Genomic DNA, 13,101 nt, shown 5'->3' on the forward strand with positions numbered 1-13,101 from the left:
TTTAGGATACTCTTTCAACATAAAATATTTTAAGTAGTATGGTGAATGAAAAATATAGGGAGAGAGGGTTATGAAAATGAAGGACAACAAAGAGTTTATTGGATATGTTGGAACGTACACGAAAGAAAATAGTGAAGGAATATATAAGTTTACTTTAGATACGGAAGCAAAGAAAATTAGTAATGTAACACTTGCGGCTAAGCTGGATAACCCTACATATGTAACGATTAGCCAAAATAATGAATATCTCTATTCTGTTGTTAAGGAAGGCGAATCTGGTGGTGTAGCTGCTTATTCGATTCATAGTCATACTGGAGAGCTAACGGAAGAAAACAGACAAGTAGTAGAAGGGGCTTCTCCTTGTCATATTAGTGTGGATAGTGGAAATCGTACGGTAGTTACAGCGAATTACCATAAAGGAACGATTGAGTCTTTTGTAGTTAATGAAGAAGATGGAACTGTAAATCCTGCCACATCTATTATGGCACATGAAGGTTCAGGTCCGAATAAAGAAAGACAAGAGAAACCACATGCACATTATGCGGGATATACTCCTGATGAAAAATATGTAGTGGGTGTTGATTTAGGAATTGATAAAATACTTACGTATGAAATAAGAGATAGTAAGTTAAAAGAAGTGAATAGTTTGTCTGTAAACCCAGGAAGTGGTCCGAGACATATTGCTTTTCACCCGAACGGAAAGCATGCTTATGTCATGACTGAACTTAGCTCGGAAGTTATTGCATTATCATATAATCCGGAAGAAGGGTCTTTTACAGAGTTGCAGTATATTTCTACCGTTCCAAAAGAATTTGATGACAATAGTCAAGGAAGTGCGATTCATATTTCTTCTGACGGCCACTTTGTATATGCAGGTAATCGCGGTCATAATAGTATCGCTGTTTTCAGTGTGGATCAAAATTCAGGTCAGCTTACATTTGTTGCACATACATCTACAGAAGGAAATTGGCCAAGGGACTTCGTATTAGATCCGACTGAAAAATTTCTTATTGCTACAAATGAAAAGTCACATAATCTTGTTTTATTTTCAAGAAATGAAACGACAGGGAAGTTAGCATTGTTACAATCTGATGTTATTGTACCAGAACCTGTTTGTGTGAAGTTTTTAAATGTTTAATTTGAGTTGAAGTTCAATGCATATAGCGGTGTCGTTATTTGTCGGTAAGTCGATATTCTTTGTCGAAACGTCGATATATTTGAAAAATCGTTGATATAATTTCAAATCCCCAAAAATAGAAAAAAGCAAAGCGATATCGCTTTGCTTTTTTCTATTGCTTCTTCGGTCTACGTACTAATTCGCCGCCGCAGTTTGGGCAAACGTTGTGTCTTTCTTCTGTACACGGTGCACAAAATGTACATTCATACACGCAAATGTAGGCTTCGGAATTTGATTCGAGAGATTGATCGCAAATTTGACAGTTTGTTTTCATTTCGAGTGCCATAGTAAGTCTCCTTTTAGTTTGAATATTTATAATTTAATTATAATTCATTAGATAGAGACTGTCTTTTTCAATTGAAAGGAAATTGAATGATAAAGTTATGAATTGAAATGAAAGATGCTCTTTTATTTTAAAATTGATTATTTAGTGCAGTTGGAATATTATGAAATAGTCAAAAGACAACAGGGGGTATATATTTTGACTCATTATAACGATCATTTAAAAGCAAACTGTGAAAAATGCTTCGGTTTATGTTGCGTGGCGTTACCGTTCGCAGCATCGGTAGATTTTGCGGTGAATAAAGATGGTGGGAAGCCATGTTCTAATTTACAGTCAGATTATAAATGTAGCATACATAAAGATCTTAGAGGAAAAGGTTATAAAGGTTGTACAGTGTTTGAGTGTTTCGGTGCTGGGCAGAAGATTTCGCAAGTTACGTTTAACGGGATTGATTGGCGGAAAGATGCTAAGCATGCGAGAAAAATGTACGATGCTTTTCCAGTTATGCATCAGCTTCATGAAATACTGTGGTATTTGAATGAAGCGATTCTTTTACAGGCGACACAATCGATTCATAAAGAACTAAGTAAAGCAATTGAAGAGACGGAGCGCCTTTCGAATTTAAATGCGGACGAGTTAATGAAAGTAAATATTCCATTACACCGTGCGGAAGTAAATGTGTTACTTTTAGAAACGAGTGAGCTAGTTTGGAAGGAAATGAATGCCGCGCGTAAGAAACGAATGAGTCATCGCGGAGCAGACCTTATGGGGGCAAATTTGAAGAAGAAAGATTTGCAAGGAGCGAATTTAAGAGGAGCGTATTTAATTGCGGCTAACTTAAATGGAGCAGATTTAAGAGGAGCAGATCTTATCGGAGCAGATTTACGAGATGCAGATATTCGCGGAGCCGATTTTACAAATAGTATCTTTCTGACGCAAGTTCAAATTAACGCAGCGAAAGGGGATAAACATACGAAATTGCCGAAAATGTTGTCCCGTCCATCGCATTGGAGTGCGTAAAGAATGTGGAACAGGCAGAGATTAAGAATCTCTGCCTGTTTTTTCATTTCTTTTCAAACGTAGTAATGAAAACACTACATATAATAAGAATACCACCAATAAAAAAGTTAATATTTAATGTCTCATTTAAGAGTAACCAACCGAGCAATGATCCGACGATGGGTTGGAAGAAGAAAAATAACGAGCCGATGCTTGCGTCCATTAATTCTAACCCTTTATTCCAAAGGAAAAAGGCACCTGCTGTTGAGACGACTCCTAAGTATAACACGCCTAATATTACGTACGTATTTACTGTTTCGATAGAGGTTGATTGTAGTTCCCATACCATAAAAGGAGTAATAAAAAAGAGTGAAAAGAATATGGCGTACGTTGTAATAATTAAAGATGAAAATTGAACTGAAGCAATCTTCACATAAATGGATAGTAAAGCCCACGTAATAGCGGCCCCAACTAATATGATTGTACCGATAAAATAGGAGCCAATTTCAATATCCCATCCGATTACGATAATGACACCGATTGTCACTATGATAGTAGATAGCAGTCTACGAGCGGTGAGCTTTTCTTTTAAAATGATCGCTGCAAATATAACCATAAATGCAGGTGTAGCTGACGTTACTAACGAGCCTGTATGAGCGTCGGATAATTTTGTTCCGATAAATTGACATGTAATCGAAATGAAATAGCCGATAAATCCAATCCAGGCGAAGAGTAGCCAATCTTTTTTGTGAATGGTTACTTTTTTCTTTTGCTTTTTTTCAGCTATTTTCAAAATGAAATATAAAACAACGAAAGCAATAATAAAGCGTAGCCAAACGAGTGTAAGCGGTGGGATAAAGTCGAGTACGTATTTACTAACGACGTACATACCGCCCCATATACTAGCTGCTAGTGATAAACATATAGCTCCTAAAATTGTTTGTTTCATGTAAAGTACCTCCGTCTATTTTTAGGGTATTATGAATTCCCTAAGACGAGGCATAATGCACGTGTTATATGAATGCCCGTCTTAGTTTATAGACGGCCTACAGGTTGATCGTTTTCGAATGAAGTGTTGTAGTACATGAGTGCATTCCTCCTTCATAATTTTATAATGATATTATAACTTAATTTTCAGTTTATTGGGATGGTTATTGTACGAAGTTGATTCTTTAGAAAATGGTGGTTTTCTAAGAAAGCATAGTATATGGTAGAAAAACATATTTTTAAAATAAGAGAAACCAATGACATAACTAATAAGTATAGTAAGAGTAGTATGAAAAAGTAGATTAATAGAGAACGAGGAGGAGATTGTTATAACTACAACCGTTATTTCTCATTTTTATAACGAAGAGTATTTATTACCGTGGTGGCTTGCTCATCATACGAAACTGTTTGATCATGGTATTTTAATTAATAAAGGTTCAACAGATCGTTCGGTTGAAATTTGTAAAAAGTTTGCACCGCACTGGGAGGTACGAGATTCTGCAAATCCAGAATTTGATGCGTTAGCGACAGATCATGAAGTGATGGTGATAGAGCAAGAAGTAACGGGATGGAAAATGATTTTAAATACGACTGAGTTTCTTTGTGTGCAAGATAAAAATCAGTTTTGGAAATCACTGAATGAATTGGGAGGGAGGATGTATTGGCTGGAAGGGCTTATTATGGTCGATGATTTTAACTACAATTATCCGGACCTTAACTTTGGAATACCTTTAATGAAACAGCGATTCCACGGTTATTTACCAGAAGATTGGCCGTTATGGAGAAGAGGTAGATTTATTCATAATCATGAACACGGAAGTTATACTGTTGGAAGACATTTATCTGCACATGAATCTATGATTTATCCGCCACTTGCGTGTATTGCATGGTTTGGTTTCAGCCCTTGGAACGATGCGATGAGAAAGCGCAAATTACAAATTGGTCCGACTCTTTCTGAAGCTAGTAAGCATGGGGGGATGGGAACGCATCATATTATTACACCTGAAAAATTAGAAGGATGGTATAAGGATTTAGCGAGAGGGACGAAGGATTTACGTTTTAGTGGTGCGTATCGTTATGCTTTTTTATAAATGATTCCCACCATAAAATTGTTTCTTCGATCCCAGTATTTAGATCGTATGTTGGTTTCCAGTTTACTTCAGTTTTTAAACGCTCTACATTAACGCCGACGAATAAAGGTTCATCTTTAGAGAAAGGGATCGCACCTAGTTTAATTAAATGTTCTTTTCCAATCTTTTTAGCAATGATAGAAGCTAATTCTTTAATTTGTACAGATTGACCAGAAGCGATATTGATTGTGTCTGTAACGCCATGTTCTAATACTGTTACGAGAGCATCAGCGACGTCGCTCACATGGAGGAAATCTCTTGATTGTTTTCCATGTGTACATAGTGCTTCCTCATTTTTTAATAAGGAAGTGATAATGTTAGAAACGAGCCGATTTCCTTGTTCGTGAGGCCCATACATATGGAAAATGCGGCCCCAACAGATGCTGAGGCCGGTTTGTTGTGCGTACGTTTGTAGCCAGGAGTGTAGTGCATTTTTACATAATGAATACGGGTTTTTATACGAAAGAAGCGGTGAATCTTCAAATAATACGCCGTTAAACCATTCATATTCTGCGCCAGTACCTGCAATAATGACTCGCTTTCCACCGCATGTTGTGAAGTGTTGAATCAATGAGATACTGCACGTAAGCCAATAGTAATTATTAATAGATACGTAACACGCTGGCGGCACTGCTTCCCAAGCTAAATGAATGAGATGACTAGGTTTAATGTCGTAAATGAGTTTTTTTATTTCTTCATCGCAAAGTAAGTTTACTTTATGCCAATGGCAAGAAAGGTGAGAAGGCTTATTTGTATGATAAGTGGCGTGCACTTCATAGCCCTTTTGTATAAGAGAATTTACAACATATTTACCAATCCATCCGCTACCGCCTGTTACAAGGATTTTTGTCATGGCTCAATCACCTTAACTTCTGGAATCGTTACTAAAAATTTGCCACCCCATTCACGAATGAAAGAGCATTCTTTCATAATTTCATCTTTTAAATTCCAAGGAAGTATGAGAATGTAATCAGGTTTTGTACGTTTAATTTCTTCTGGGGATTTTATTGGAATGCGGCTACCTGGTAGAAGGAGATTTTGTTTGTGAGGGTTTTTGTCTACTGTATAAGCTAGAAATTCTTTTCCTATCCCGCAATAATTTAAAAGGGTGTTTCCTTTAGCAGGAGCGCCGTAACCGATAATTTGTTTGTTTAAAGCTTTTGCTTCGATAAAAAACTTTAAAATATTTATTTTCAATTGTTCGATGCGTTTAGAAAAAAGGAGATAGCAATTTAATGTATCTAACCCGTAATCTACTTCTTTTTGGATTAATTTTGTAACATTGGAATGGATAGTGGATGAGGCACTATGATGGTTTATAAAAATACGCAAGGAACCACCGTGCGTTGAAAGTTCTTCTACATCGATAATTTGTAAATGATGATGAGCTAAAACTTTTTGAAGACTTATAAGTGAGAAGTAAGAGAAATGCTCATGATAAATTGTGTCAAACTGTTTAAAGGAAATTAGGTTTAATAAGTGTGGGAATTCAATTGTTATCGTACCGTCTTGTTTTAATAACGTTTTTAAACCGGCAACAAAATCATGCAAGTTTGGGACGTGTGCTAATACGTTATTTGCGACGATTAAATCCGCTTGTGGTAATTTCTCTGCTAAATCATTGCTGAAAAAATTCACTTCAGTAGGAATTCCTTTTTGGATAGCGATTTCTGCTACATTTTTTGCTGGTTCAATTCCTAACGTTTCGATATTTTCTTTTTGAAAGTATTGTAATAAGTACCCGTCGTTACTCGCGATTTCAATCACTTTCGAATGGTTTGTTAAGTTGAAACGCTTAATAGCCATTTCTACATATTGCTTAGCGTGTAGTAGCCAACTTGATGAGTAAGAGCTGAAGTATAAATAGTCATGAAAAATATTGTGTGGAGATTCAAATTCATCTAATTGTACAAGTAAACAAGAGTTACAAACAAATGTGTGTAGCGGATAAAATGGTTCCATTTTATATGAGTTTTCAGGAGCGACAAATGAGTTAGCGAGAGGGGAAACTCCTAAATCTAAAAAAGTATTTGTTAGTAATGAGTGGCAAAAACGGCATTTTTTCTGTTCCATTTTATAGCCCCCTTATAAATTTTTGAATGCATCGATTTGTTGTCGCGTGAAAGATTTCATATTTTCACGAGATGCATATTTTTTGTACCAATCAACAGTCCAAGCGATAGAATGATCTGTTGATAACTTAGGAGTCCAACCGAGTTTATTTACTGCTTTTGTACTATCGATTGTTAAAATAGGTGATTCATAAGGAGTGTTTGTATGAGGAGAAAGGATTGTTAGTGGTTTATTCCATAATGTCATTATAGATTGAATGACATTATGAACGGTTCTGTTAGGTTCATTTATCGGGCCGAAATTCCACGCAGCTGCACATTCGGCGTCTTTCCAAAGTTTTTCAGCTAAAAGGATATAGCCGTGTAAAGGATCTAATACGTGTTGCCACGGGCGAATAGCGTTTTTGTTTCTAATATTTAATGTACCATCTTGTAAATATGCACGAATGATATCCGGGAATAATCGGTCTTCTGCCCAATCACCACCGCCGATGACGTTACCTGCTCTTACTGAGGCAAGATGCAGAGTGTTAGTGCGAAAGAATGATTTTTGATATGATGTTGCAACTAGTTCAGCGCAAGCTTTACTAGCACTATAAGGGTCGAAACCTCCTAGCCGGTCAGTTTCCACGAATGCCCGGTTACCGCTCCCGTCATTTTCATAACATTTATCACTTGTAACATTAATGATGCCGCGTATATTTTCTATATGTTTTGCCGCTTCTAATACGTGAACAGTACCTAAAACATTCGTCTTAAATGTTTCGATGGGATTTTTGTATGAAGTGGTGACGAGTGGCTGGGCTGCTAAATGAAATAGTATATCAGGGTTATGTTGCTTTAGGGCATGGAATAAAGAATCGTAATCTGTAATGTCGCCATGAATTGATGTGCACTCATTTGCTACATTACCTTGTTCAAAAAGGCTAGGATTGGAGGGGAGTTGATAGGAGTATCCGATTACTTCTGCGCCTAAAGAAGTTAAAAAAAGGGTGAGCCATGAGCCTTTAAAGCCAGTATGTCCTGTAATGAATACTTTTTTCTTATTCCAAAAAGATGATGAAGCCATATTACCAAACCTTCCACGGAGCATTGTTACTTTCCCATAGCTCGACTAATTTATTTTTATCGCGCAATGTATCCATCGGATGCCAAAAACCAGTATGTTGATATGCGGCTAGTTCATTTTTGTTTACTAACTGAACTAAAGTGTCTGTTTCAAAAACAGATTTATCTCCGCTAATGTAATAGAAAACATCAGGATTTAAAACGAAAAATCCACCGTTAACCCATCCGCCATCACCTAATGGCTTCTCTTGAAATGATGTTACAGATTGTTTATCTAAGACGAGAGAACCGAATCTACCAGGAGGTTGTACGGCTGTAACAGTAGCCGTTTTGCCGTTTTTTTTATGAAATGCAATGAGTTCTTTTATATTTACATTACTTAATCCATCGCCATAAGTGAGGCAGAAAGGTTCGTCCCCGACGTAATGTTGTATTTTTTTAACTCGTCCACCTGTTTCAGTATTTAGACCGGTATCAATTAATGTAACTTTCCACGGTTCTATACGATGAGAATGGTTAGTAATTGTATTGTCACTTAAATGTATCGTGAAATCGGACATGTGTAAGTTGTAATTTAGAAAAAATTCTTTAATTGCATATCCTTTATAGCCTAAGCAAATAATAAATTCAGTAATCCCGTAATGGCTATACAAACTCATAATGTGCCATAGAATAGGTTTTGTTCCAATTTCGATCATAGGTTTTGGTTTTAAATGCGTTTCTTCCCCAATCCTTGTTCCGTATCCACCTGCAAGAATAACAGCTTTCATTTTTTCCTCCTAAAATAAAAATTTATAATATATACAGTATTCATATGAAATACAAATGGTATGGTTTTTAGCTAAGTGCGTAAAAATGTGTGGAACATGATAGGATGAGAAATATTAAGGTTTGAATTTAGGGAATAAATGTTGATACTCAGGGTGATTACGTAGATCCTGTGTTGAATTAGTTAACATTAAAAATCGAGTTTCGAGTTCTTCAGAGGACCGACCATATTGTGTTTGAAGTCCCAATCGAATGCCCTTTTTTGAGAGGGTGGGTGTAATTTGTAATTTTCTTGCCTTTGTATGTTCGTTCCAAGGGCTAAAATAAAATTTAAAAATGAATGAAGGGGAGTTATAAACGATATGTTGGTGCCGTGTAAAATGTCTGCCTGGTAAATAGGCACCATCAAGATGGTTGTGTATAAATCTCCAGGCACATCCGACTTCTGGTTTATAAGGAAAAAGCCCGTGATATCGTTGTTCTACTAAAGGAATGGAATATCTTAGTTTTGAATAATTGTAATCATGCTTATCAATCATGACAATCATTCTAATCGCATACATATTTTGTTCTAGCGTGTGAAGTGATGAGAAAAATTCTTCTACATTGTTACAACAAAGAAATTCTGTAGTATTTAATACCATCTTCCAACCTGAAACTTCTCTTTCAATTTCCATTACTTCAATGTCAGTATTAGTGGGATCGAATTCAAGGAATCTTGAATTTCGTACTTCCCAGTGGGGAGCAAATAATTTGCAAATTTCAACTGAACGATCTGTAGAGCCTCTATTAATTAAAATACCGTGATCGAATATTTTTGTGTGATGCATAAGCCACCATGGTAATAAATACTCCTCGTTATAAAAGTGAGAGATAATTGTCCTAGTGATGTTAATCTCCTCCAATTGCATAAATAATAATTTTATTTCAATATTATTATCATATGTTTTTAATTAAGAAAGGTTGAAAGGAACGTATGATTCCATTCTTACATTTTGGTATCGGCATATCGAAAAAACAGTAATCTAACTATATGGATAGAGTTATAGAGTGTGAATATACTACATACTTAGATGGCATGTGGATTTGTGTATAAATTATGAATAATAAACCGTCACGTTTGACTGTACAGTTTATGTATTGTATGATGTTAGTAATATAAACAAGGGGGGAAGATCGTTGGGAAGGTGTATCGAATCGGACAGTTGGCTCTCATGGCTCACGTGTCGAAACGCACGATTGATTATTATACGAATCTAGGAATCTTAAAAGCGGAGCGATCTCAATCTAATTATCGCTATTACGATGAAACAGCATTTGAGACATTACAATTTATTGAGAAGTGCAAAGAAATGCATATGCCGCTTTGTGAGATTAAAGAGAAAATCGAGGAGAAGAAGAAGCTGCTCGGTATCAATGAACACGTTTCGAAACAAGTGAATGAAGTGACCGACCATATTCATCGATTAGAAGCAGAGTTAACGGAGTTAAAGCCGCTTTTAGATGGATTGACTGATTCACAACGTGAAAAAATATCGAAATCTTTATCTGGTCAAACGACAGCTTTAATACAGACACTTGTTCTATTATTATAGAAAAAAGTGAAATCCGACCTCTTTAATTTTTGTATCGGGCTATGTTTTCTAATGAACAAATAAGAAAACATTATAGTATACAGGAGGTGGACACCTTAGTTTTTTAAACTAAGGGGATTCATTGGAAATATTTAATTTAGTCATGGTTGCGATTTTAATCGCATTTACTGGATTTTTCGTAGCAGCAGAGTTTGCGATTGTAAAAGTACGTTCAAGTCGTATTGATCAGCTTGTTGCGGAAGGGAAACGCGGTGCTTTAGCAGCGAAAAAGGTAACAACAAATTTAGATGAATATTTATCTGCTTGTCAATTAGGTATTACAGTTACAGCTATGGGATTAGGTTGGTTAGGTGAACCGACAATTGAAAAGTTATTACACCCGTTATTTGAGAAATGGAACATAAATCCTTCTATCTCATCAGTATTAACATTTGGTCTTGCTTTTATGCTAATGACGTATTTACACGTTGTAGTAGGGGAATTAGCTCCGAAAACGATGGCAATTCAAAAGGCTGAACAAGTAACATTGTTATTGGCAGGTCCGTTAATGATGTTCTATAAAGTCATGTATCCATTTATTTGGGTATTAAACGGTTCGGCTCGTGTTGTAACTGGCTTATTCGGTTTAAAACCAGCTTCAGAACATGAAGTAGCTCATACAGAGGAAGAATTACGCCTTATCCTTTCAGATAGCTATGAAAGTGGCGAAATTAATCAAGCTGAATACAAGTATGTAAATAACATTTTTGAATTTGATAATCGTATTGCAAAAGAGATTATGGTACCGCGAACAGAAATCATTGGTTTCTACCTGGAAGATTCAGTAGAAGAACACATGAAAGTAATCCAAAATGAAAGATACACACGTTATCCGATTTTTGGAGAAGATAAAGATGATATTATCGGTATGGTCAATGTAAAAGATTTCTTTATTCGATATATGAACAACGATAAAGAAGATTTATCATCGATTCGCACGTATATGCGTCCGATTATTGAAGTGATGGAAACAACTCCAATTCACGATTTATTACTTCAAATGCAGAAGAAGCGAATTCCGATGGCTGTTTTATATGATGAGTACGGAGGAACAGCCGGAATTGTAACGCTTGAAGATATCTTGGAGGAAATCGTCGGCGAAATTCGTGACGAATATGATGAAGATGAAGCACCACCAATTCAGCATGTGAATGAGCACCATAAAATCGTTGATGGAAAAGTGCTTATCTCCGAAGTGAAAGATTTATTTGGATTACACATTGAAGAAGATGATGTGGATACAATCGGTGGTTGGATTATGATGCAAAATCATGAAATTGAAGAAGGACAACACGTTGAGGCGGAAGGTTATGAATTTAAAGTGCTAGAAAAAGATGCTTACCAAATTAAACGTGTTGAAATTCGTAAGATGGAACAAGAGCAAGAAGAAGAGAAAGCAGCAACTGTGTAAGTTGCTGCTTTTCTTCTAAAGTATAAAAAATGCGAAATTAGGAGCGGATATTTTGATTCAAGCAGCCTTACGTGTATATCGATTACAATTGTATGCGATCTTTAGTGGTTTACTACTTATGTGGACGATTACTCCGTTTGGAAAACAAGTAACAGGGTTTGGTATCGGCTTAGCTGTAAGTGCATATTGTCTTTGGTTATTAGCTCGCAGAGTGGAGAAACTTGGGAAAAGTATCGTCATGAAAGAAAAGGCTCCTGGATTAGGAGTTTTAAACCGATTTGCAGCAGCCATTTTAGGAGCTATTATTATGTATGAAATTGAGCATGAAATGGAAATGTGGGCATTCGGTACAGGCATTTTAGGTGGTCACTTTTTAATGATTGCAAATTTAGCTTATGCAAATATACAGTTAGTGAAAGAGGAAGAGAAGCAAAGGGAACATGCTTCGAAAAACATAGAGCTATGATGAAAGGGGCCTAATGGGGTTCCTTTTTGTGTTTAAAGCGAGCTAATGAAAGGAATCAAATTTACGACAAATATAATACGCTTCTTTTTTACGTTTTTCAATAGTATGAAAAATAATGTAAAAAAATTTAAAAACCCATCGATTTCTAAAGGTTATGTATGTTATTATGACAAAAGACTTTTTGAAAGAGGTGGATACCAATGTTACAAGCGTTACTTATTTTTGTGCTTCAAATTATTTACGTTCCCATTTTGACAATCCGTACGATTTTGCTTGTAAAGAATCAAACAAGATCCGCTGCTGGTGTTGGATTGTTAGAAGGAGCTATTTACATTGTCAGTTTAGGTATTGTGTTTCAAGATTTATCAAATTGGATGAACATTATTGCCTATGTCATTGGCTTTAGTACGGGACTATTATTAGGCGGTTATATAGAGAATAAATTAGCAATTGGTTATATTACGTATCAGGTTAGTTTGCTAGACCGTTGTAATGAATTAGTAGATGAATTACGTCACTCAGGATTTGGCGTTACAGTATTTGAAGGCGAAGGTATTAATTCTATACGTTATCGCTTAGATATCGTTGCAAAGCGTTCTAGAGAAAAAGAACTGTTAGAAATTATTAATCAAATTGCACCAAAAGCGTTTATGTCTTCTTATGAAATCCGTTCATTTAAAGGCGGATATTTAACGAAGGCGATGAAGAAGAGAGCGTTAATGAAGAAGAAAGATGAACATGCATCGTAAAGAAAGTGAGTAGTGTAACTTTAAAAGTACGTCATAATCCCATATGTAAAAGAGAGGAATCTATTTTGAATAAGATTCCTCTCTTTTTTTATGTATTATTTTTTTCTACTCTTTCTCAGATTAACAAGTAACCATACAACTTGAATAATTATTGGTAATATAAACGCGATTAATAAAACGATAAATGCTATTAATTTCAGCTCAGGTGTTTGAGTAACGCCTGTCCCGTCAACCTCTCGTAACCAAATAATAGCTGCCAATATCCCGAAAGTGATAATCCAAAATATGTTACCAATCCACCAATAAATCCATCTTCTTTTCATGCTAGCACCCCTTACATTTACCCTCTGTTAAAAG

General features: G+C 35.8%; 15 protein-coding genes. 7 read left to right on the forward strand and 8 right to left on the reverse strand.

The features are described 5' to 3' along the window. Nucleotides 1-70 precede the first annotated feature (70 nt). On the forward strand, nt 71-1,138 hold the full coding sequence (locus QCI46_RS10625; protein ID WP_353840184.1) for a lactonase family protein: 1,068 nt from the start codon (nt 71-73) through the stop codon (nt 1,136-1,138). A gap of 151 nt (nt 1,139-1,289) precedes the next feature. On the opposite strand, the gene QCI46_RS10630 is transcribed toward QCI46_RS10625, so the two are convergent. Beyond that, nucleotides 1,290-1,463: a DUF1272 domain-containing protein gene (locus QCI46_RS10630; RefSeq protein WP_327959312.1), complete on the reverse strand. Its 174-nt coding sequence runs from the start codon at nt 1,461-1,463 to the stop codon at nt 1,290-1,292. Nucleotides 1,464-1,658: 195 nt separating this feature from the next. Between QCI46_RS10630 and QCI46_RS10635 the strand changes: the two genes are divergently transcribed. Further along, a complete protein-coding gene (locus QCI46_RS10635; protein WP_327959313.1) occupies nt 1,659-2,480 on the forward strand; it encodes a pentapeptide repeat-containing protein in 822 nt (273 codons plus the stop codon). Between the two features lie 43 nt (nt 2,481-2,523). On the opposite strand, the gene QCI46_RS10640 is transcribed toward QCI46_RS10635, so the two are convergent. Continuing rightward, complete coding sequence (locus QCI46_RS10640) at nt 2,524-3,408, reverse strand: DMT family transporter (RefSeq protein ID WP_353840185.1); 885 nt, start codon at nt 3,406-3,408, stop codon at nt 2,524-2,526. Between the two features lie 343 nt (nt 3,409-3,751). Between QCI46_RS10640 and QCI46_RS10645 the strand changes: the two genes are divergently transcribed. Then, nucleotides 3,752-4,537: a glycosyltransferase family 2 protein gene (locus QCI46_RS10645; RefSeq protein WP_327959375.1), complete on the forward strand. Its 786-nt coding sequence runs from the start codon at nt 3,752-3,754 to the stop codon at nt 4,535-4,537. Here the strand turns inward: QCI46_RS10645 and QCI46_RS10650 are convergent. The 5 genes from QCI46_RS10650 to QCI46_RS10670 all read right to left on the reverse strand — a co-directional run bounded on the left by QCI46_RS10650 (nt 4,506) and on the right by QCI46_RS10670 (nt 9,395). Further along, nucleotides 4,506-5,429 (reverse strand): NAD-dependent epimerase/dehydratase family protein, encoded by a 924-nt coding sequence (locus tag QCI46_RS10650; protein WP_327959315.1) that lies wholly within the window; start codon nt 5,427-5,429, stop codon nt 4,506-4,508. The genes QCI46_RS10645 and QCI46_RS10650 overlap by 32 nt on opposite strands. Then, a complete protein-coding gene (locus tag QCI46_RS10655) occupies nt 5,426-6,649 on the reverse strand; it encodes a methyltransferase domain-containing protein (RefSeq protein WP_353840186.1) in 1,224 nt (407 codons plus the stop codon). The genes QCI46_RS10650 and QCI46_RS10655 overlap by 4 nt, the downstream gene beginning before the upstream one ends. Before the next feature lie 12 nt (nt 6,650-6,661). Beyond that, a complete protein-coding gene (rfbG, locus tag QCI46_RS10660) occupies nt 6,662-7,717 on the reverse strand; it encodes a CDP-glucose 4,6-dehydratase (RefSeq protein WP_353840187.1) in 1,056 nt (351 codons plus the stop codon). Between the two features lies 1 nt (nt 7,718). Beyond that, nucleotides 7,719-8,486: a glucose-1-phosphate cytidylyltransferase gene (gene rfbF, locus QCI46_RS10665; RefSeq protein WP_353840188.1), complete on the reverse strand. Its 768-nt coding sequence runs from the start codon at nt 8,484-8,486 to the stop codon at nt 7,719-7,721. A gap of 114 nt (nt 8,487-8,600) precedes the next feature. After that, nucleotides 8,601-9,395, reverse strand: a complete 795-nt coding sequence (locus tag QCI46_RS10670) for a glycosyltransferase family 2 protein (protein ID WP_353840189.1) — start codon at nt 9,393-9,395, stop codon at nt 8,601-8,603. A 276-nt stretch (nt 9,396-9,671) separates the two neighbouring features. On the opposite strand from QCI46_RS10670, the gene QCI46_RS10675 reads away from it, so the two are divergent. From QCI46_RS10675 to QCI46_RS10690, 4 genes are all read left to right on the forward strand, one after another. Then, entirely contained in the window at nt 9,672-10,079 is a 408-nt protein-coding gene (locus tag QCI46_RS10675; RefSeq protein WP_000285638.1) for a MerR family transcriptional regulator, read from the forward strand. A gap of 121 nt (nt 10,080-10,200) precedes the next feature. Continuing rightward, nucleotides 10,201-11,529: a hemolysin family protein gene (locus tag QCI46_RS10680; RefSeq protein ID WP_046957914.1), complete on the forward strand. Its 1,329-nt coding sequence runs from the start codon at nt 10,201-10,203 to the stop codon at nt 11,527-11,529. A gap of 52 nt (nt 11,530-11,581) precedes the next feature. Further along, the gene (locus QCI46_RS10685) at nt 11,582-11,995 is read left to right on the forward strand and encodes an ATP synthase subunit I (protein ID WP_061678950.1); all 414 of its coding nucleotides are present in this window, start codon (nt 11,582-11,584) and stop codon (nt 11,993-11,995) included. Between the two features lie 200 nt (nt 11,996-12,195). Further along, entirely contained in the window at nt 12,196-12,744 is a 549-nt protein-coding gene (locus QCI46_RS10690) for a DUF2179 domain-containing protein (protein WP_088064064.1), read from the forward strand. A 95-nt stretch (nt 12,745-12,839) separates the two neighbouring features. Here QCI46_RS10690 and QCI46_RS10695 read toward each other — a convergent pair whose 3' ends face one another. Continuing rightward, nucleotides 12,840-13,067 (reverse strand): DUF3923 family protein, encoded by a 228-nt coding sequence (locus QCI46_RS10695; protein ID WP_000830332.1) that lies wholly within the window; start codon nt 13,065-13,067, stop codon nt 12,840-12,842. Nucleotides 13,068-13,101: the final 34 nt, after the last annotated feature.

Origin of the sequence: Bacillus cereus group sp. RP32 (assembly GCF_040459735.1) — a bacterium.
Classification (GTDB): domain Bacteria; phylum Bacillota; class Bacilli; order Bacillales; family Bacillaceae_G; genus Bacillus_A; species Bacillus_A wiedmannii.

Excerpts from the sequence above, each read along its gene's own strand:
- QCI46_RS10625 (WP_353840184.1), top strand. The coding sequence starts at position 71 with ATGAAAATGAAGGACAACAAAGAGTTTATTGGATATGTTGGAACGTAC.
- QCI46_RS10630 (WP_327959312.1), bottom strand. The coding sequence starts at position 1,463 with ATGGCACTCGAAATGAAAACAAACTGTCAAATTTGCGATCAATCTCTC.
- QCI46_RS10640 (WP_353840185.1), bottom strand. The coding sequence starts at position 3,408 with ATGAAACAAACAATTTTAGGAGCTATATGTTTATCACTAGCAGCTAGT.
- QCI46_RS10650 (WP_327959315.1), bottom strand. The coding sequence starts at position 5,429 with ATGACAAAAATCCTTGTAACAGGCGGTAGCGGATGGATTGGTAAATAT.
- QCI46_RS10655 (WP_353840186.1), bottom strand. The coding sequence starts at position 6,649 with ATGGAACAGAAAAAATGCCGTTTTTGCCACTCATTACTAACAAATACT.
- rfbG (WP_353840187.1), bottom strand. The coding sequence starts at position 7,717 with ATGGCTTCATCATCTTTTTGGAATAAGAAAAAAGTATTCATTACAGGA.
- rfbF (WP_353840188.1), bottom strand. The coding sequence starts at position 8,486 with ATGAAAGCTGTTATTCTTGCAGGTGGATACGGAACAAGGATTGGGGAA.
- QCI46_RS10670 (WP_353840189.1), bottom strand. The coding sequence starts at position 9,395 with ATGCAATTGGAGGAGATTAACATCACTAGGACAATTATCTCTCACTTT.
- QCI46_RS10690 (WP_088064064.1), top strand. The coding sequence starts at position 12,196 with ATGTTACAAGCGTTACTTATTTTTGTGCTTCAAATTATTTACGTTCCC.
- QCI46_RS10695 (WP_000830332.1), bottom strand. The coding sequence starts at position 13,067 with ATGAAAAGAAGATGGATTTATTGGTGGATTGGTAACATATTTTGGATT.